This window comes from Pseudomonas sp. NBRC 111132 (assembly GCF_001320565.1).
Taxonomy (GTDB): Bacteria; Pseudomonadota; Gammaproteobacteria; order Pseudomonadales; family Pseudomonadaceae; genus Aquipseudomonas; species Aquipseudomonas putida_P.
In genome coordinates this window covers 15,026-34,027 of the sequence record NZ_BCBI01000007.1, presented here as the reverse complement: position 1 = coordinate 34,027, position 19,002 = coordinate 15,026, and the positions used below count along the sequence as shown (strand labels likewise).

Genomic DNA, 19,002 nt, shown 5'->3' with positions numbered 1-19,002 from the left:
AAGTCGAAAACGGCGCGCATTGTAAACGAAGTGACGCAAGCTTTGGGGCCCGCGGGTCACGGAATTGGCCCGGCAGTGGCTGGCTTCTATAATTGAACCAATGGAACGGGCAAATGCTCAAAATTCGTACAAGCGCTGCCCACTAGCCGCTATAGGAGAACGACAATGCCCTGGTATGCCTGGCTGATCCTCATCATAGCCCTCGGCTCCATCGTCGGTGGGTTGATGATGCTGCGCGACACGGCAAAAAAATTGCCACTGACCGAAGACCAACTGCGCAAGGTGCATGAGCGCAATGCCGAGGCAGATGCCAAGGACGCGCAGGACCGTTAAAAGGGTTAAACAATGGGTTTGAGACGCCGTGGCTTCAGGCAACTTTTTGACGCTCGGCAAAACACTTAATTAACCTATTGTATTGTCTCGTTTTTTATTTTTATAAACGCCCCCCCCCCTTTTCCAAACAAAGCCGCACCCACAAGCGATTGCATCTCTCTTGTGGGCGCGGCCTCGCGCCGCGATGGGCTGCAAACCAGCCCCAAAAAAGCAATTAGCAGCCCCAAGCCAGCTGGCTGCCTGCCCGTCCCTTACTCCACCATCACCTTGTCACGATTCCGCTCCAGCAGGGCATTGCCTATCCCCTTGATCTCCAGCAGTTCATCCACCGAAGCAAACGGCCCATGGGCCTCGCGGTAGGCCACGATGGCTTCGGCCTTGGCCTTTCCTATCCCGTTCAACTCCTTCTGCAAAGTCAGCGCATCGGCCTTGTTCAGGTCCAGCCGAGGCGCTTGCTGGGCCTGCGCCTGAGCCACCACGGGTACCGCTTCGGGCGCCGACGGGGCGCTGGCCGGTGCTGCGCTAAGGGAGAACGACAGGCTGGCGAACAGTGGCAGCAGCAGGTACGACAGAACGTTGTTACGCATGGAAGAACACTCCTTGGGTTGGTCGATTTTCAGCAGCCGCTTTCCTTCGGCTGCGCAACTAACCCTAGCGGCCCTGCCATTTTGCGAACAACAACTAGGCCCGTTTAATCGTTACGGGATCAGACATTGAAAAAACCAACTTCGGCCATCCAAAAATGATGGCGTTACGCCATGTTTCAAGTTAACTTCATGAAAAAGAGGCAATGGCAAAACGCTGCCAGGTAAATTCCCGTTTAACCTCGGCTTCATTCAGACCAAACGCCGTTGCTTTTCCTACAAGCCTTGCCGGACAAGGCCCCCGCCCGTTCGTCGTATACGTTAGTGATATTGACTTTGTTGGCATGATGTCTGAATAACATTAAACAATCGTTTTTATTGATCATTCAGACAAAAATAGGATCCAATCCATCGATACTTGTCGGCAATTTCCTACGATCAGGGGAAAAAAACGTGCCAGATGGGATGTCATATTGATGACAAAGTGATAAATTTACCGTCATTGGACAACAGCTATGCTTGAAGGATCCGAGCAAAATGAAATCTTTTTCATATCATCCACTGGAACCGCTCGGTATACCGCGCGCGATTCCAGCCAGGCCAACCCCCCCGGCCGACCTGCGTATCCCCTGAGTCAGCATCTGTAGCTCCCAGTTCTAATCGCCTTCACTCAACACACAGAAGAACGTTGCCGTGCCCCTCAAGACCCTCACTGTATTTGGCACCCGCCCGGAGGCCATCAAAATGGCACCTCTGGCTCTCAACCTTGCTCAGGACGACCGTTTCGAGTCGCGCGTTTGCGTAACTGGCCAGCACCGCCAGATGCTCGATCAAGTGCTGGAACTGTTCGAGATCACGCCAGACTATGATCTGAACATCATGAAGCCTGGCCAGGATCTGACGGACGTGACCACGGCGATTCTGCAGGGGCTGAAGCCTGTACTGGCCGAGTTCAAACCGGATGTGGTCTTAGTGCATGGCGATACCGCAACAACTCTGGCCACCAGTTTGGCTGCCTATTACCAGCAGATCCCGATCGCTCACGTTGAAGCAGGCTTGCGTACTGGCAACCTGTATTCGCCGTGGCCAGAAGAAGGCAACCGCCGCTTGACCGGCGTGCTGGCAGCTCTGCACTTTGCCCCCACTTCAACCTCCCATGACAACCTGCTACGGGAAGGAATCAACCCAGCGCAAATCCACACCACAGGCAACACCGTGATTGACGCGCTTATGGAAGTCGTGAAGAAGCTGGAAAGCCCCGAGCTGAAAGCCAAGTTCCAGCAGCAATTCGATTTCCTCGAAGAAAAGCGCCGGATGATCTTGGTAACAGGTCACCGTCGCGAGAACTTCGGCGATGGATTCTTGCGCATTTGCCAAGCACTGAAAGACACAGCAGAAGAATTCCCGGAAGTCGACATCGTCTATCCGGTACACCTGAACCCGAACGTTCGTGGCCCAGTAAACAGCCTGCTCTCAGGGATTAGCAACGTGCACCTGATCGAGCCGCTCGACTACCTGCCATTCGTCTACCTGATGAATCGCTCCCACCTGATTCTCACCGACTCCGGCGGCATTCAAGAAGAAGCGCCGTCGCTGGGCAAACCCGTGCTGGTCATGCGAGATACCACTGAACGTCCGGAAGCAGTTGCTGCCGGAACTGTTCGCTTGGTTGGCACGACTGCGGAGGCAATTACTCAGAACCTTCGCGAATTGCTCACAAACGAAGAGGCGTATCGCCAGATGAGCGTAGCGCACAACCCATATGGAGATGGACGAGCCTGCGCTCGCATTCTCGAAAACCTCGCAAAAACAATCTGACCAACCTTTATCTCTCGAGAATCGCGCATGAGCTTTGAAAAAATCTCCGTCATCGGCCTGGGTTACATCGGCCTGCCTACCGCCGCTATCTTCGCATCGCGCAAGAAGAAGGTAATTGGCGTAGACATCAACCAGCACGCTGTAGACACAATCAACCGTGGTGAAATCCACATCGTTGAACCAGAACTGGACATGCTGGTGCACGCCTCGGTTACCGAAGGCTACCTGCGTGCTACCACCCAGCCAGAAGCAGCGGACGCTTTCCTGATTGCAGTGCCGACTCCATTCAAGGAAAACCACCAGCCAGACCTGACCTACATCAAAGCAGCTAGCGAGGCGATTGCCCCGGTTCTGAAAGCTGGCGACTTGGTAATTCTAGAATCCACCTCTCCAGTTGGCGCGACTGAAGCCATGGCCGATTGGCTCGCAGCCGCTCGCCAGGACTTGACGTTCCCCGCCACTCACGGCGAGAACTCCGACATTCGCATCGCTCACTGCCCCGAGCGGGTTCTGCCAGGGCACGTACTGCGAGAGCTAGTAGAAAACGACCGGATCATCGGTGGTCTGACGGCTAAGTGTTCTGCTGCCGCAGTTCGTCTGTACAAGAGCTTTGTCGAAGGCGAGTGCATCATCACCGACGCCCGCACTGCTGAAATGTGCAAATTGACTGAGAACAGCTTCCGCGACGTAAACATCGCGTTCGCCAACGAATTGTCGATGATCTGCGACAAACTGGGCGTCAACGTTCGCGAACTAATCCGTCTCGCCAACCACCACCCGCGCGTCAATATCCTTCAGCCAGGCGCCGGCGTCGGTGGCCACTGCATCGCTGTGGATCCATGGTTCATCGTCAGCAAAACCCCAGAGCAAGCTCGCTTGATCCGCCAAGCACGTGAAGTCAACGACTATAAGCCTGAGTGGGTAATCGAGAAGATCAAGCATCAGGTAGAAGCCTGGACCAAATCCAAAGGCTCGATGCCTCGTGTTGCGGTACTGGGTTTGGCGTTCAAGCCGGATATCGACGACCTGCGCGAAAGCCCGGCCTTGAGCATTACCGAAACGCTGTCGGCACAACTGGATTCGCAACTGCTGATCGTTGAGCCAAACATCGAGGCACTGCCTAAAAACCTGGCAATCCATAAGCAAGTGGATCTGGAAGCCGCAGTTGAGCAAGCCGACATCTTTGCCGTACTGGTCAAGCACCGTGACTTCGCTGAACTGACCAAGGTGGCACGTGCCAGCTCGGTTGTTCTGGACTTCGTGGGCCTTGAGTAGGAGATAATTCGGTGCTGCCCTTCAAGCAAAAAGCCGTTTCGCTGCTTGGCAAGATCAAGCGAAAAGTAAAGGCCGTTGTAAGACAACAACGTTCGAGCCCGCTCAACGTTCATGAAAAGCATCTGAACAAGAAGCATCTCTCCTACCGGATGATGAACGCTGCCTCGGGGTCGAACTTCAGAATCGATGGCGAACTGTATTGCCCACAAGAGGCAATTGCGAAAGCCGCCGTGTTCTCGGTCGTTTACTACAACGCTGCTGGAAGGGTGGTCACCGCTCCGGAGAAGCTGTTCGGCTTCTCCACTTCCGACCGATTTGGCAACTACAAGTATCTTTCTGCCTCCCCGGAAGGTGAACCGTTTACCGTTTTCCTGACGCTTCCTGACGGGGCGACAGGATTCCAGCTCAAGCTGATTTCGATCAAGAAGCTGCTGGATATCTACCTTAAGCCTGGCGCCAGGCTTGAACCGATCAAAATTAAACATAAACAGCTCACCTCTTCGATCATCAGCACTATCGAGCGCCACCAAGCCAGCAAACAGCCGGTGACGTTGGAGATGCTGGCCAGGGCTGCCAAGCCAATCGAAAAAGTGAAAAACAAGTATGTAGTACTGATGTACTGCTACGAATATTTCGCCAAAACGTCTGTCGATACCGCTATTTTCTTCGGGCGACTGGCATTTATGGCACATCCTAATCATGACCTTTTGGTTGACTTACGTGGGTTGCTGACCCATGCAGGCCGCCTTTATGAGCTTGAGGACTTCCTGAACGAAGCCGCCAAGCTGAACGATCAAAAAGGCTGGAACGTTTCGTCTCACCGCGTGGCCGACGATATCGACAAACTCGAAAACGGTTTTCCGTTCCCTATCGCTCGTTCAGCGCCGGATTATGTCCCAGGTAATTCTGTTCTTTACCTGCTGCATAACTCCTTGCCTTACAACTCAGGGGGTTACGCCACGCGCACGCATGGCCTGCTCAAAGGAATCAAAGCAGACGGACGATACGTCGCCCATGCAGTTTCGCGTCCGGGATTCCCTACTGACTCCAAGCAGCATATCAGCACGAAGCTGCCAGATATTATCCCGGCAGAAGATGTGGTCGACGAAATTCGCTACCTGCGTTGCGATCAGAAAACACGTAAGAGTAGCCTGACCCTAACAGAGTACGTTGATAACTTTGCCGAACAGCTGGTGACTTACGCCAAGGCCAACCAGGTTAAAGTCATCCACGCGGCGTCCAACTATCCGAACGGTTTGGCAGCAATTAAAGCTGCCCGCCAGGTTGGCATCAAGTCGGTATACGAGGTTCGTGGACTGTGGGAAATTACCCGAATGTCACGGCAACCTGAGTGGGAGCATACCGAGCAATATGCCTTTAACGCCAAGATGGAAGCTGAGGCCTGCATTCATGCTGATGCGGTCATAACCATCACGAAGGCACTGAAGGATTTGATGGTAGAGCGTGGAGTAGATCCGGCTAAAATTATTGTTGCGCCGAACTGCGCGCACACCCATTTGTTTGAGCCCGATGTTCCAAAAGACATCGAAATGTCGGCAAAGCTTGGTATCGCTTCTGATGAAGTGGTCATTGGCTACGTCGGTTCGATCGTTAACTATGAAGGCCTGGACGATCTGATGCGTGCGGTTGCCATGCTTCGTGACCGAGGCGTGAAGAACTTCAAGTTCCTGCTAGTAGGTGACGGTGCTGTACTCCCTCAGCTGAAATTGATGATTGAAGAGTTCAACCTCCATGAAATCGTCATCTGCACGGGTCGGGTACCTCACCACGATGTGCCGCGCTATTATTCCCTCATCGATATAGCACCATTCCCTCGCAAGCCTTATCTGGTATGCGAGACCGTATCGCCGTTAAAGCCGTTTGAGGCACTGGCAAGCGGGAAAGCGATTCTTGTATCCAGCTGCGCTGCGCTCACTGAGATTATTGAAGACGGTTACAACGGCTTAGTCTTCGAAAAAGGCAATGTGGAGGCGTTCTGCGACCAGCTCCAGCGTATGATCGAAGATAGCGAATTACGCATGAGTCTAGGCCGCCAAGGGCGTGAATGGGTGTGTCGCGAGCGTGACTGGAGCGTGGTGTCGAGCAAGGTAGCCGACTTGTATGCCTCTCTCGAGGCTCTTGTACCTTCCACTGCCATCCAGAACTCCCCTCTACGGGTTGCCGAACGCCAGAACTGATCATTAAGCCATGTCGATAACTATAGATCATCGCCGCGATAAAAATTCAACGGCCCAACTGTTGCCGGTTAAATGCTTTCTGCATCACACCTTTGTCGAAGAAAGCAGTGCCGACATTGCAGATCAATGTATCTCTGCGTATGCGCAAGTTGGCGGCAAAGTAGCGGATCCGACGTTTGATTTCCACGTCGACTGGGAGTCGGAAAAACGCAGTACCGATATTAATTGGCGAATGAAATTACAGGGCTGGACTTTCCTGTACCCTGTCATTTCCTGCTTCGACTCGTCTGAAGCAAAGCAAGAGCTCTTACAATCCTTCCTGGAGGTATTGAAAGAGTGGTGGGCACTACACGGCGATACTTCCGACGGCATCAGCAGCGCCCAAAAGCCCAAAAGCTACGCTTGGTCCGACCTATCGGTTGGACTAAGGGCTTTGGCCTGCGCATTTTTCCTAGGGCGCATTCGCCACTTCGAGTTAGAGCTAAGCGAAGCTGATGCTTATGTATTGAACATTGTAATCATGAAACATGTTCAACAGCTTAGCAGCCCCAGTATCTTCAATTTAAACAACCATGGCTTGTATCGAACTCACGGGCTCATGGCGCTTACTTATTCCCTGCCACTGCAAGCGGAGGAGCGCGATACGTTGCGCAGCTATGCCTTAGCGCACATGGAGGATCTCGTAGGCTCGCTTTTCGATAAAAATGGTATCCACCGCGAACACTCGCCGGCATATCACTTTTATGCAACCGAGATCATTCAAGCAATCGACGCTTCGGGCTGGTACAACGCAAGCACCGTGGTCTCAGATTGCGCTGAAAAAGCACAACGCGCAAAAAAATGGATCGCAGACCCCCTACAGCAACCGTTGCGCATAGGCGACTCAATCCCTGTTAAGCTTCACACCTCACTTCCAACCACAGCGCTCAGAGATGAGTTTAACAAGCCCCTAGCATATATTTCGAGTGATTTTCATGACAGTGGCTATGCGGTAGTTCGCTCGAACTGGAACAGCCCGGTTAGTACCTCATCGATGTTATTTATGATGGGTATGCATCACTCCACCATTCACAAGCACCGTGACTGCCTGTCGTTTGAATGGTTTGAAAGTGGAGAAAAAGTGATATGCGACAGTGGGGCCTACTCGCTCAAGCAAGATAATTACGCAAATTACTTCACGAGCACTCGCGCTCACAACAGCCTGGAGATCGAGGGCCTTGATGTACTAAAGATGAAGCCCTATGGGTCAGCCATCGAAAGTACAACTGAGTGCGGTAAAGGCATCTACAAAATCACCGGCGCGCTAAAATTTGCCGCGATCACGCACGCTCGGACAATTTATTTCAAGCCCCGCTGCTGGCTGATCATTATCGACGACTGCGTATTTGCGAAAGCCCGCACCGTGACTCAGTGGTTTCACACTGACCCAGCATATAGACTCACGCAAGCCAATGAAAACGCGATATCGCTACAAGCCGATGAAAGAAGCTTGTTCATTGATTGCTTGGATAGTGAAGCAGCCGCGCAAATTCATCACGGTGATGTCACAAACCTTCAAGGCTTTTTTTGCAATTCGGAAAACAGCGTTAGTGCTGGAACAGCAATTGGCTTCAAATTCTTCGCCAAAGACAAACGTATCATTACCTGCTTGGCATTGGGCAAGGACGAGAGAAAGGAAGCACTTGACTTCGTAGGCTCAGGTTTCGATACAACATTTGGTGTCAGCAACTCACTCAACATCAGCACCCCCAATGTTTTGCCAGGAATCAGCCATAAGCGCATTACACCTGGCGCCAATCTTGAGCTTGGCAATGGAGAGGGCACCTTTGAAGTTCTTGTTAACAACGTAAACTTCCATTTCTATGCCAACATGAGAGAAAGCAACAAGCTCATTATCATGTTGCCGGGAGCTACAAATCGAGAGAAGGGGCATTTGGACTTCCAGCGCTACAGTTGGTCTAAAAACTTTGACTGCAGTGTTATTGCGTTCACCGATCCTTCAATCAAGTCGAGCAACGATCTAAGCATAGCTTGGTTCCAGAACCACGTCAGCGCCTATGGAATTGAGGCGCTCGGTGTCTTGATCAAAAAAATCTCCAATGATACCGGCTATGCAACAGAGGATATTGCACTGTTTGGCTCATCGGGCGGTGGTTTCACGGCCCTTCAGTTGGCCAATACCTTCCCAGACAGCCCGGTTATAGCCATAAATCCTCAGACTTACCTCTACAATTACAGTCGTCCTCATTTCGAAAAAATGGTTCAACGTTGCTACCCTGGTATGTCTCCGCAAAAGGTCATCAATGACTACAGGAGTCGCCTCGTAGTAGACCTTGACCCGCTTATGCGTAAACAGGCGGCTTATATATTCCAAAACATCCACGATGAAAAGCATCTAAACCTCCACACCAAGTTGCTTTTGAAGTCAATGATTGAAGAAAGCTACTCAGAGCAAAATCTTGACGACCCAATGCGCTCCGACAGGACCTTGCACGTAATTTATTATGCAGACAAGGAAGCGGGGCACACACCGCCGAACAAGGAAGACACCATCTCAATCATTAACTCCGTCAGAAATGTTTTGAATTTTTAACTACAAAATTTAATCTAATGATATTTTTAGATCAGGAAAAAAAATGAAAATCTCTACTCTCAAATACACCACTTTGGCAGCACTGTTCACCTTCGCTCTCGCAGGCTGCAATGATGCGGAGGCGCCGAAAACGTCGGCAACATCTCAGCCAGCAGCAAGCTACGTTAATGAAGGTCAAGCCGCAGTCGAACTGCCAAACGGCATTAAAGTAGGTGTTGATGGTAAAATCATCAAAACCTTCATCGTAGAAAACAAGAATGGTAAGTTCCAACGCCAAGTAATCGTATTGCCTGCCGAGAAAATGTCTGTAGAGGGCTCTCTTTACTACACTTTGGCCAAACTCGGTTATGCCCGTAAAGCCAAGCCAGAGTCCGAGAACGCTTACAATCTGTCTTATATAAAGAAAAGCACTCCACCTGTACATGCCAGCTACAAGTCCCTGGCAGATGCTAAAGACGGAAAAGCACAAACTCGCCTTGTGCTGACCTGGAAGCTTGAAGACACCAAGACTGAAAGCTGATAAGGGTTAGTCACGCATGCTGCGCAATATAGTAGGATGGTACGTATCTCTTGGCGCTAAAATGTTTCACATTGCGCCTATCAATACGGTTACGGTAGTTATCCTAACATTAGTTTCACAGCTATCACTGTTGCTAACATTCTTCCTTCCGCTTAAGGTCATAATTCTATTGGGCAGTAATGGCATACCCCATTATTACCCTGAATCTTGGCATAGCCTGGGGCACAGCAAGCTAGTGGTGGCTCTGAGCTGCGCAGCAGGCGTATTTTATCTTCTCTACGGAGTTGCAGAACACACAATCAAGTTTTGCGCGGAGCGTGGCGCTAAGCGCATGCTTGAAAAGAGCCAGAAGATTACTCTTTTCCATGACCAGGAAGAGATATCCAGTAGGGCTTATCAGCGCTACGTACAAAGCTTGGCGTCTTTAATATTTATATTTTTTGCAATCACCGGTCTATCTTTCTACTTTCCTAGCCTGGCAGCTTTGCTTGTCACGTACTGCATTGGGACCTATGTTGCCGCCTCACAGCTTTATAAACACAATCATTGGTTTAAGAAGAAAATAGATAGCGGGATCGGCGGAACTGCAAAAGTTCTGACATCGATCGGTTTTCTACTCGCATTTGTATGGATTACATTTGCACTTCTGCAAGATATCCACAAAGGGAAAATGATCGCAATTGTTGCGCTCATACTTTCCCGACAAACAATGCAGCGTCTTTCCACCATCATTCTGGATTTCGCTAACTTGTTGCAACAAAAGCCTCAAATCAGCGCGTTATTCTTTCATGGCCACGTTTTGAAAACTGATAAGCCATTGGCAAATAAAGGATTCTGGTCGCTTCTGGAGCACCGGCGCCGCCAGGCATGGCTTCAGACATTGATTCATGAGCTGCTTGGTGATCACTACAGCATTCAAGACACCGCATGGCACCAGACGGGTGCAAATGATGTGTTTGCATTCAAAGTGATCACTCACAACGGTCAAAAAAATAGTGAAGAATTGTTCTTGGTTAAGATTTACGCTAGCCATAGAAGAGAGCTCGCCATGCAAGAGGCGACACTGCTGGCCAGTAAGAATGCAAAGACGCTCCCCACTCCAGAATTTCTGGGCGCCACACACCTGGACAACTATCACTGTCACATATTTGCTTGGCAAGACGCCAGAAAATCAATCCCCAAGGAAGTCAAGCCCGGCGGGATGGAGATTTCCACAAGTTTGATGGCTTTCACACCTCCACCTGCACTCGTCTCGCGTTACTGCCGCTCGCGACCACTTCTGTGGCAGAGGCTTGACTCAACGGTGATTGATCGCTTGAGGCTAGGATCCCAAAGCGAAGGTGCACAGCAAATCGTAGACCGATTTTCTGAGTATTTACCAAAAATTGAAAAGAATTTGGAAGCCCTTCCGCTTCAAATTGTGAATCCTGACGTGAACGTGGATACTCTTCAGCAGTTCTCGGATGGGAATTTTGCACTATGCCACTGGGGCCGATGGAGTTTGGAGCCAATTGGCGCTGGATGGCCAATTCTTGAGACAGATCTGCAGCGACTGGTTGAGCGCTTTGAAGATATTCGTTGCAAGCGAAGCGAATTTTCTAACGTACATGTACAGCACATTGTATTATGTGCACTTCTGTATGCTTTAGAGCGCCTGCTGCAGCGCCAGCAGTTCGCCAGCGCATTCAATATGCTCCCGGACATCCTAGAAAAACTAGAGGCACAAGCCGAGGTGCCGATTCCTGCTTGAGGTACGTATTTGTCCAGAGTAGCCATGCTCGTATGGAATGAGTTTCGCAACGACGCAAGAGTATTGAAAGAAGCTCAGACTCTGCAAAGCGCAGGTCACGAAGTCACCGTTTTTGCCTTGCACACACCGGGCGTCACTCTGCCCAGTGAAATTTTGCCAGGTAACATTGGTGTCAAACGCGTAGGGCGGAGCCCTTTCTGGAAACTGCGCAAGCGGAGTAATTCGCTTGCCAGCGCGAATTCCAACGCCATGGCAGGCCCTGTACCACATCTTAAACCTTACAAGCGGGTGCTACGTATAGCAGCTAGACTCTGGACCCACATGGGCCTCCTCTGGTCAATTGTCAAGTATCGTCCCGATGTCGTACATTCGCACGATGTCAACACTTTACCAACTAGTTGGCTAGCAGCACGAATAAGCCAAGCGCATCTGGTCTATGATGCTCACGAAATCAGCACAAGCCGAGAGGGCTATTCGAGCTTCAGAAGATTAGTAGCTGTAGTAGAGCAAAAGTTAATGCCGCGTGCTGACGGTACTATTACGACCACAACAGCACGAGCAAAATTCTTTGCCCGTGCTTATGCTGTCAACCGTCCTTTGGTTCTCCAAAATCGACCTCGCTTCCAATGCGTAAAAAAGTCCAATCGTATCCGCGATGAACTTAATCTAGCAAATCCTTGGCCAATCGTTCTTTACCAAGGCGGTATTCAACAGGGCCGTGGGCTTGAGCGTTTGGTTCGTGTGGCCGCCAAAGTACCTGATACATATTTTGTTTTCATCGGTGGCGGTCGCCTTGAAAAAAGTTTGTACTCCATTGTCAGCGAGCTGAATTTACAGGAGCGCGTTCATTTTATTTCCACCGTCGCACTAGATGAACTTCTTAGTTATACGGCGTCAGCAGACGTTGGTGTCCAGCCGATAGAAAACACATGCCTGAACCACTACACAACCGACTCGAACAAGCTCTTCGAATACATTCAAGCAGGACTTCCCGTAGTTGCATCAGACCTGCCTGAGATCAGGCAAAAAGTAACAAAACATAATCTAGGCCTACTCGTAAAGCCTGGTTGCGACGAATCTCTTGGCTTTGCAATAAGACTACTTATCAACGACAAGGAGAAGCGGGAGCATCATGCGAAGCAGGCGTTAATTTCTGCGCATGCACTTAGCTGGGAAACTCAAGAAAAAGAGCTAATAGATTTATATCAACGAGTACTTTTCAGCCCATCTCGCACACGTAAGGGAGCGCATGATGCATAAGCGCATCCTCTTACTGACCTTTTTCTTCCCGCCCGATTTGAGTGCTGGCTCGTTTCGCGCCCAAGCGTTATTAGATGCTATTCGTCTACAAACTGGCGAGGACGTTCACATTGATGTGATTACCACTCAGCCAAATCGCTATGAGTCATATTCAGCACCTGCCTCTAAACTTGAACTTGATGGTCGAGTTCGTATAATTCGAATAAAGCTCCCATCTCACAAGAGTGGATTTATAGATCAGTCTCGAGCTTTTATTTGGTTTGCGTTTCAGGCCGCACGCTACATACACTCAGTGCAATACGATCTCGTGGTCGCCACATCATCGCGCTTGATGACTGCTGCACTGGGTGCATGGATAGCCAAAAAACAGCAAACAAAATTATATTTGGATATACGCGACATTTTTGTAAAAAACATCCAGGAGTTGCTCCCCCCCCCCTTTTCCGCACCACTTTCATGGGGCTTCTCGCGACTTGAGCGATGGACGGTTGATCACGCTGAAAAGGTAAACCTTGTTTCGCGTGGCTTTCTTGATTACTTTACAATTCGTTATCCTGAGCGCATATTTTCTCTATATACAAATGGTGTAGATAAAGATTTCATGGACTTCCCCATGAATACAAATGAGCTAACTAGCGCTCCAGAATCACTGCGTATCTTGTACGCCGGTAACATTGGTGATGGCCAAGGTTTGCATTTGATTATTCCAGAGCTTGCACAGCGACTGGAGGGTAAAGCGCACATTCAGGTTGTCGGTGCTGGGTCGCGCGTCGGTCTTTTAAAAGATGCTTTGGAAGGCAAAGGAATCAACAATGTTGAAATTATTGCCCCCATACCTAGAAAAGACCTACTTCGCCTTTATGAAAGCTCCGACGTACTGTTCCTGCATCTCAATACCCACAGGGCCTTCCGTCGCGTACTTCCATCAAAACTCTTTGAGTACGCAGCTACTGGCAAACCAATCTGGGCCGGTGCCACCGGTTATGCTGCCAAGTTCCTTGCCAACGAAGTCAGCAACTCGGTCGTATTTGATCCTTGTGACGCTGAAGGCGCAATGCAAGCCTTGAAGAGCTTACGCCTCGGCCAGGTTTCACGACCGGACTTTATTGAGCGATACTCTCGAAATCGAATAATGCGCCCGATGGCCAGGGAAATACTTGAGCTACTTGAGCCGTCATAGAATATTCATTCAATATATCCACCACAAGTACAGCAACAGGACAAGCTTTTATGATTTTTTTCGCTTTACCCCCATCAAGTCAACTTAGATATCAGCCAATAACTCGAAAAGCATTCTGCTTTTGATGTCTGTAGAGAATTAAATCTCGCATCACAATAAACACCAAAGATACTGCTAAAGCTTTAATATATTTTCAATGGCCCCATGACAGGGAAAACAAAAATGCAAGGCAAACACCTGGCCTACCGTCCAGATATAGACGGGTTACGGGCTTTGGCCGTACTGGCCGTTGTGATTTTTCACTTCAACAAAGAATGGCTTCCAGGTGGGTTCGTCGGTGTCGATATTTTCTTCGTAATATCTGGATACCTGATCACCGGCATCATAATTCGACAAGTATTATCTGGGAATTTTTTATTTTCTGATTTTTATATTCGACGCATACGCAGGATTGTACCAGCCACTCTTTTCGTGACGCTGTGCACCTTAATTTTCGGCGCATTATTTATGCTCCCCGAGGATGTTAAGTCTCTTTCAAAGTCGGCGATAGCTGCTACATTTTCGCTTGCAAATGTCTATTTTTGGAAATTTCTAGACACCAGTTACTTCGCAGCCTCATCTGACACCATCCCTCTACTGCATTTATGGTCATTGGGCGTAGAAGAACAATTTTATCTAATTTGGCCAGCACTTTTGCTAATTTTGTTTAAAATTGGCTGAAAAAAACTTTTAACTTTCGCAGCCTTATCTATTGCAGCCGTATGCTTCTGGATTGGCCAGCATACACTCCTTTCCGACCCGAGCTTTGCATACTACATGCTACCTGCTAGGGCTGGTGAGTTGCTGGTTGGCGCAGTCACATATTGGATTTGTGAGAAAAATTCCGGCAATTCATCACGGTGGGTATCGAATTTACTTGCGACCTTGGGTACAGCCGGGCTTACTTGGTCACTGTGGTGTATTCGTGAAAACGACGGTTTTCCAGGCTTTATATCAGTAATTCCCGCTATAGCCACTGCCTTGGTAATTGCCTCTGGCACCTTTGGGAAAAATTTCTTAGCTTCCATTATTTCAGTTCGGCCTATCGTAGCCGTTGGACTCGTATCCTTTTCGCTGTATTTATGGCATTGGCCGGTCCTCGCTTTCTACAGATATGCGTACGGCGAGCCAGTAACACTTGGCGCCATCGCCATCTGCGCACTAGCCATCTGCATGACAACCCTATTTTCATACTTTCAAGTTGAGAAACGGTTTAGGTCTGGCACTTCTAACAAGAAGGCCATTCTCACCGCCATTCCGGCTTCTATAGGTTTAGCAGCAGTATCAACCGGGCTAATTTTAGCCAACGGCGATATTTTAAACCCAATCGTTGAAAAGAACTCATCCAAGGTTGATCTATCTTCTGTAAACACCAAACCAGCATTGGCATACAAGTTCAACTGCCAGCTTGCCAGATTCAACCAGTCCACAATTAACGATCCGCGCTGTCTCATCGGTGATTTGTCAGCAAAACCGTCGATGCTAATTATCGGTGACTCTAATGCTGCTCATTATGTCGGCTTCATCAGAGCGGTAGCTGAAAATAGTAAGCACTCTGCACGCAACATTACCCACAGCGCTTGCGTCCCAATCTCAAATAACAATAGCAAGTATGTCGCCAGCGCGATCAGCAAGTCTTGCGCAAACTATAACTCCAACATATTGAATTACGCAAAAGACTATAGAACCGTATTTATTGCCGCATCTTGGGCAACGTACAATAAATCCGATACTTTTTTTGCAGATTTAGAAAAGCAAATTGCAACGCTTTCAAGCTTGGTACCCAACGTCGTGGTTGGACTCCAAGCACCTCGCTTTGAGAAATACGATAGAGAATGTGCAGAAAAGGCCAGGAAAATACCGCTGCTTAATTGCGAGGCCAGCTCGCGCTACAGTTCATCTTCAGACACTGAGGTCAACCTCAAAATCACCCAGATAGTTTCAAAGTACCCAAATGTCTCTACATTTACGCTAAGAAATTATCTATGCACAAACGGTATCTGTTCAGCATACTTTGATGGTAAACCGCTTTATTTTGACAAGGGTCACCTGAGCATGTACGGGTCTTACACGCTTGGAAAAGCGTACATCCAAAACCCGAACAAGTCGGCGGAGCTTACTTTCTAACGCAGCAAAATGGCCTGGCACAAAATATATGCCAGGCCATCTGCTTATTGAGGTAATCTGTCAACGCTCACTTGTTTTAAACCTGAGACAACGATTATCTCTTCAAAAAACAATCTCAGCTTCCTTCATAGGATACTGCATGTATCGCTTACCCAACTTATAGGAACCGTACATGCTTAAATGGCTGCTATCGAAATATAGAGGAACACCATCAAGATATGCTGAGCAGGTGCCTTCACCACACAGATAATCTCTCACACTAAACGTAGTTACATTAGGATACCTTGACACAATTTCTCTAATCCTCTTGTTTGTTGCTGTGTCGGTGCTAGAAAGAAATGTGGAACGGCTTTCGCAGTTCAAACCTGGAATCTTTTGAGATTTCTCTGCGCACTGTCTATCATATTTATTGAACCTTGGAACTTGCAGACCGACTACAACCTTCGGCACCTCCCGAGACAGAAGCGCAATCTGCTTCTCAAAATCCTGATAAAACATGTCGTTCTTACTGTAAGTAGCCCATTGAGCAGATATAAATACCACCTTATATCCCTTCGCATACTTAATAGTATTCACACCATAGCGTTCGCATGAGTCAACCCTCACTTTCGACACATATCTTCCTGCGTTCTCGGCAAATGGTACGCATGCGCTATGTGTAATATTTCTAGCAGAGAAGCCTTTGCGCTCGCCGACCAACTTTATGAACCCAAGGTAATGAGCAGCATTTGAGTCACCAATAATCAACATGCTTGGCTTTTTTGAGTTATCTCCAACAATGCAGCGCGACTCATCAATTACGCGAGCGTTGAATTTTTTCATATGACAACTAAAGCTATAGGCCAGATCCGACTTAACATTAGCAGTTGCAAGATGGAGATCCTTATCCTTACCCATTAAAGGATTTGCAATTTTCCCACCAAGATTAATAATTACAACACCAAAAAAGGCCACAATGGCAGCTACCGAAACCACCTGAAATAGTGTTCTAGCAACCGAGTCTCCTGACCTGAATTTTTTTTCTACCTTAAAATACGAAAATACGGTTGCCAATATCATTACCAAAGTGCATGCGACAACTGCACTCAGGGTATTCGGCTCTCCGTAGGCATATCTGTAAAACGCAAGTACAGGCCAGTGCCATAGGTATAGCGAGAAAGAAACCAGGCCTACTGCGACCAATGGACGAGTAGAAAGAGCTGTTGTAACTGCTGACTTTCCAAAGGTGCCAGATGCGATCAGTAATGCTGTTGAAACAGCAGGTACGGCCGAGATAAATCCAGGAAACCCTCCCGTTTCGCGAACGAACAGTAGTGACCATGCAAGGCCGATAGAACCAATAACCGCTAGCAACCCAGATGTCCATGCGCGCGCACGATACTCGGTACTTTGGCACATCCAGTAGGTCATCGCTCCAATGATCAGCTCGCCCGCCCTAGATGGCAGCATATAATAAGAGTAGCTTGGATCTGATACTATCGTCTTCTGCCCAATCCAAAAACTACAAGCCGCCAACACCACTACCATAAACATAAAATATTTACGGCTTATAAATTTAAACCCCAATACCAAAGCGGCAGGCCATATGAGATAGAACTGCTCTTCAACTCCGAGCGACCAAAGATGGAGAAGCGGCACAGTATCTGATGACGCAGCAAAATAACTTATATCTAAAAATCGCCAGAAATAGATGTTGGCAACTGATAAAGTAGCAGCCACTGCCGACTTCGCCAGTGCCATCAAATCTTTCGGGAGCATAAACAGCGCTCCGAAGATCAAGGAAACTACTGTCACAAACAAAGTCGCAGGTATAATCCTACGCATGCGTCTAATATAAAAATCCTGGAACGAAAACCGGCCTGCGTTTATCTGCCTAGTGATAATACCAGTAATCAAAAAACCTGATATTACAAAGAAAATATCTACACCTACAAAACCACCTGGTAACCATTCCTTATTGAAGTGAAAAATCACGACGGCCAATACGGCCAATGCCCGAAGCCCATCTATATCAGGGCGATAGGCTAGGTGTTTGCCTTGCATTGTTGACTTCCCTTTCATGGGGTCTGAGGAAAAAGGGTGCCATTATACCTTTTTGTTCACGGCCTCGGTTCCTTTCAGCCCATGAGGACGCCCACCTTCCGGCAGGGTGGCTTAGATACGAATTGCTTTTCTATTTACTCTCCACTCAGCCAGCCTCAAACCAACCTGATGACCTATGACTCAGGATCATAATCAAGCTGCCTAGCCAAGAGCTGTCTAGATGGACTGCATTTGCGTAACAGCGAACGTAAGATTTTTGAGCAGCGTCAATACCATTCAATAGAACCTCTCAATCAACCTATTGCAGAAAATAGAGAAAGAGGCCTAGCTTGCCTGATTAGTGACTTCGCTGCTCAACCTGCTTACCCCCTAAAAATACTTCGGGGGGGAATCCCTTTTCAATAAACCCTATCCCCCACCAACCGCTTCAAATACTGCCCATACCCATTCTTGGCCAACGGCTCAGCCAGCTTCAACAGCTGCTCCGCCCCAATCCACCCCTGCCGGTACGAAACCTCCTCCGGACAAGCCACCTTCAACCCCTGCCGCCGCTCAATCGTGGCGATGTACCCGCTAGCCTCCAGCAGCGAGTCATGCGTCCCGGTATCCAGCCAGGCATACCCGCGCCCCATGATCTCCACGGACAGCCGGTTCTGCTCCAGGTACACCCGGTTCAGGTCGGTAATCTCCAGCTCGCCTCGAGGAGAAGGCTTGATGCCCTTGGCGATTTCGACAACGTCCTTGTCGTAGAAGTACAAGCCGGTTACGGCATAGCTGGACTTCGGCTTGGCGGGCTTTTCTTCCAGGCTGATTGCCTTGCCCTTGTCATCGAACTCGACCACACCGTAACGCTCGGGGTCGTGCACGTGGTAGGCGAACACGCTGGCGCCTTCGCCGCGGTCCATGGCGTTGCGCAGCAACTGCTGGAAGTCATGGCCGTAATAGATGTTGTCGCCCAGCACCAGCGCCGACAAATCGTTGCCAATGAAGTCTTCACCAATCAGAAACGCTTGCGCCAGGCCGTCTGGCGAGGCTTGCACGGCGTAGCTGATGTTGATACCCCACTGGTGGCCGTCGCCCAGCAGTTGCTCGAAGCGAGGTGTGTCTTGTGGGGTGGAGATGATCAGGATGTCCTGAATGCCCGCCAGCATCAACGTGGTCAGCGGGTAGTAGATCATCGGTTTGTCGTACACCGGCAGCAGTTGCTTGGAAATTGCCAGGGTCGCGGGGTGCAGGCGGGTACCCGACCCGCCCGCCAGAATGATGCCTTTACGCTTCATAG

General features: G+C 49.2%; 14 protein-coding genes. 11 read left to right on the top strand and 3 right to left on the bottom strand.

Annotation, left to right across the window (positions count from 1 at the left end):
* Nucleotides 1-165: 165 nt before the first annotated feature.
* Nucleotides 166-333, top strand: a complete 168-nt coding sequence (locus APH35_RS28085) for a DUF2897 family protein (RefSeq protein WP_012271069.1) — start codon at nucleotides 166-168, stop codon at nucleotides 331-333.
* A 251-nt stretch (nucleotides 334-584) separates the two neighbouring features.
* Here the strand turns inward: APH35_RS28085 and APH35_RS05080 are convergent, their stop codons facing one another.
* Nucleotides 585-920, bottom strand: a complete 336-nt coding sequence (locus tag APH35_RS05080) for a ComEA family DNA-binding protein (RefSeq protein ID WP_012271068.1) — start codon at nucleotides 918-920, stop codon at nucleotides 585-587.
* A 690-nt stretch (nucleotides 921-1,610) separates the two neighbouring features.
* Between APH35_RS05080 and wecB the strand changes: the two genes are divergently transcribed.
* The 10 genes from wecB to APH35_RS28765 all read left to right on the top strand — a co-directional run bounded on the left by wecB (nucleotide 1,611) and on the right by APH35_RS28765 (nucleotide 15,677).
* Nucleotides 1,611-2,735: a non-hydrolyzing UDP-N-acetylglucosamine 2-epimerase gene (gene wecB / locus APH35_RS05075; protein WP_060514312.1), complete on the top strand. Its 1,125-nt coding sequence runs from the start codon at nucleotides 1,611-1,613 to the stop codon at nucleotides 2,733-2,735.
* A gap of 27 nt (nucleotides 2,736-2,762) precedes the next feature.
* Nucleotides 2,763-4,010 (top strand): UDP-N-acetyl-D-mannosamine dehydrogenase, encoded by a 1,248-nt coding sequence (gene wecC / locus APH35_RS05070; protein ID WP_060514311.1) that lies wholly within the window; start codon nucleotides 2,763-2,765, stop codon nucleotides 4,008-4,010.
* 11 nt (nucleotides 4,011-4,021) lie between these two features.
* On the top strand, nucleotides 4,022-6,208 hold the full coding sequence (locus APH35_RS05065) for a glycosyltransferase (RefSeq protein ID WP_060514310.1): 2,187 nt from the start codon (nucleotides 4,022-4,024) through the stop codon (nucleotides 6,206-6,208).
* Between the two features lie 10 nt (nucleotides 6,209-6,218).
* Nucleotides 6,219-8,801, top strand: a complete 2,583-nt coding sequence (locus tag APH35_RS05060; protein ID WP_060514309.1) for a heparinase II/III domain-containing protein — start codon at nucleotides 6,219-6,221, stop codon at nucleotides 8,799-8,801.
* A 43-nt stretch (nucleotides 8,802-8,844) separates the two neighbouring features.
* Nucleotides 8,845-9,321, top strand: a complete 477-nt coding sequence (locus APH35_RS05055) for a hypothetical protein (RefSeq protein WP_060514308.1) — start codon at nucleotides 8,845-8,847, stop codon at nucleotides 9,319-9,321.
* A 16-nt stretch (nucleotides 9,322-9,337) separates the two neighbouring features.
* On the top strand, nucleotides 9,338-11,071 hold the full coding sequence (locus APH35_RS05050; protein ID WP_156341194.1) for a hypothetical protein: 1,734 nt from the start codon (nucleotides 9,338-9,340) through the stop codon (nucleotides 11,069-11,071).
* 24 nt (nucleotides 11,072-11,095) lie between these two features.
* Entirely contained in the window at nucleotides 11,096-12,331 is a 1,236-nt protein-coding gene (locus tag APH35_RS28080; RefSeq protein WP_177335350.1) for a glycosyltransferase, read from the top strand.
* The gene (locus tag APH35_RS05045; protein ID WP_060514306.1) at nucleotides 12,324-13,511 is read left to right on the top strand and encodes a glycosyltransferase family 4 protein; all 1,188 of its coding nucleotides are present in this window, start codon (nucleotides 12,324-12,326) and stop codon (nucleotides 13,509-13,511) included. The genes APH35_RS28080 and APH35_RS05045 overlap by 8 nt, the downstream gene beginning before the upstream one ends.
* A gap of 222 nt (nucleotides 13,512-13,733) precedes the next feature.
* Entirely contained in the window at nucleotides 13,734-14,231 is a 498-nt protein-coding gene (locus tag APH35_RS05040; protein WP_060514305.1) for an acyltransferase family protein, read from the top strand.
* Nucleotides 14,232-14,327: 96 nt separating this feature from the next.
* Nucleotides 14,328-15,677 carry an acyltransferase family protein gene (locus APH35_RS28765; RefSeq protein WP_156341193.1) on the top strand — a complete coding sequence of 450 codons (1,350 nt, stop codon included), beginning with the start codon at nucleotides 14,328-14,330 and terminating at the stop codon, nucleotides 15,675-15,677.
* A 102-nt stretch (nucleotides 15,678-15,779) separates the two neighbouring features.
* Here APH35_RS28765 and APH35_RS28075 read toward each other — a convergent pair whose 3' ends face one another.
* Together APH35_RS28075 and rfbA are read right to left on the bottom strand one after the other, a co-directional pair.
* Nucleotides 15,780-17,720, bottom strand: coding sequence for an acyltransferase family protein (locus APH35_RS28075; RefSeq protein WP_177335349.1), 1,941 nt, complete (start codon nucleotides 17,718-17,720; stop codon nucleotides 15,780-15,782).
* 398 nt (nucleotides 17,721-18,118) lie between these two features.
* On the bottom strand, nucleotides 18,119-19,000 hold the full coding sequence (rfbA, locus tag APH35_RS05035; protein WP_060514368.1) for a glucose-1-phosphate thymidylyltransferase RfbA: 882 nt from the start codon (nucleotides 18,998-19,000) through the stop codon (nucleotides 18,119-18,121).
* Nucleotides 19,001-19,002 lie beyond the last annotated feature (2 nt).

Coding starts and splice junctions, on each gene's coding strand:
- APH35_RS05080 (WP_012271068.1), bottom strand. CDS start 920: ATGCGTAACAACGTTCTGTCGTACCTGCTGCTGCCACTGTTCGCCAGC.
- APH35_RS28085 (WP_012271069.1), top strand. CDS start 166: ATGCCCTGGTATGCCTGGCTGATCCTCATCATAGCCCTCGGCTCCATC.
- wecC (WP_060514311.1), top strand. CDS start 2,763: ATGAGCTTTGAAAAAATCTCCGTCATCGGCCTGGGTTACATCGGCCTG.
- APH35_RS28075 (WP_177335349.1), bottom strand. CDS start 17,720: ATGCAAGGCAAACACCTAGCCTATCGCCCTGATATAGATGGGCTTCGG.
- APH35_RS05040 (WP_060514305.1), top strand. CDS start 13,734: ATGCAAGGCAAACACCTGGCCTACCGTCCAGATATAGACGGGTTACGG.
- APH35_RS05045 (WP_060514306.1), top strand. CDS start 12,324: ATGCATAAGCGCATCCTCTTACTGACCTTTTTCTTCCCGCCCGATTTG.
- APH35_RS05055 (WP_060514308.1), top strand. CDS start 8,845: ATGAAAATCTCTACTCTCAAATACACCACTTTGGCAGCACTGTTCACC.
- APH35_RS05060 (WP_060514309.1), top strand. CDS start 6,219: ATGTCGATAACTATAGATCATCGCCGCGATAAAAATTCAACGGCCCAA.
- APH35_RS28080 (WP_177335350.1), top strand. CDS start 11,096: ATGCTCGTATGGAATGAGTTTCGCAACGACGCAAGAGTATTGAAAGAA.
- rfbA (WP_060514368.1), bottom strand. CDS start 19,000: ATGAAGCGTAAAGGCATCATTCTGGCGGGCGGGTCGGGTACCCGCCTG.
- APH35_RS28765 (WP_156341193.1), top strand. CDS start 14,328: ATGCTACCTGCTAGGGCTGGTGAGTTGCTGGTTGGCGCAGTCACATAT.
- APH35_RS05050 (WP_156341194.1), top strand. CDS start 9,338: ATGCTGCGCAATATAGTAGGATGGTACGTATCTCTTGGCGCTAAAATG.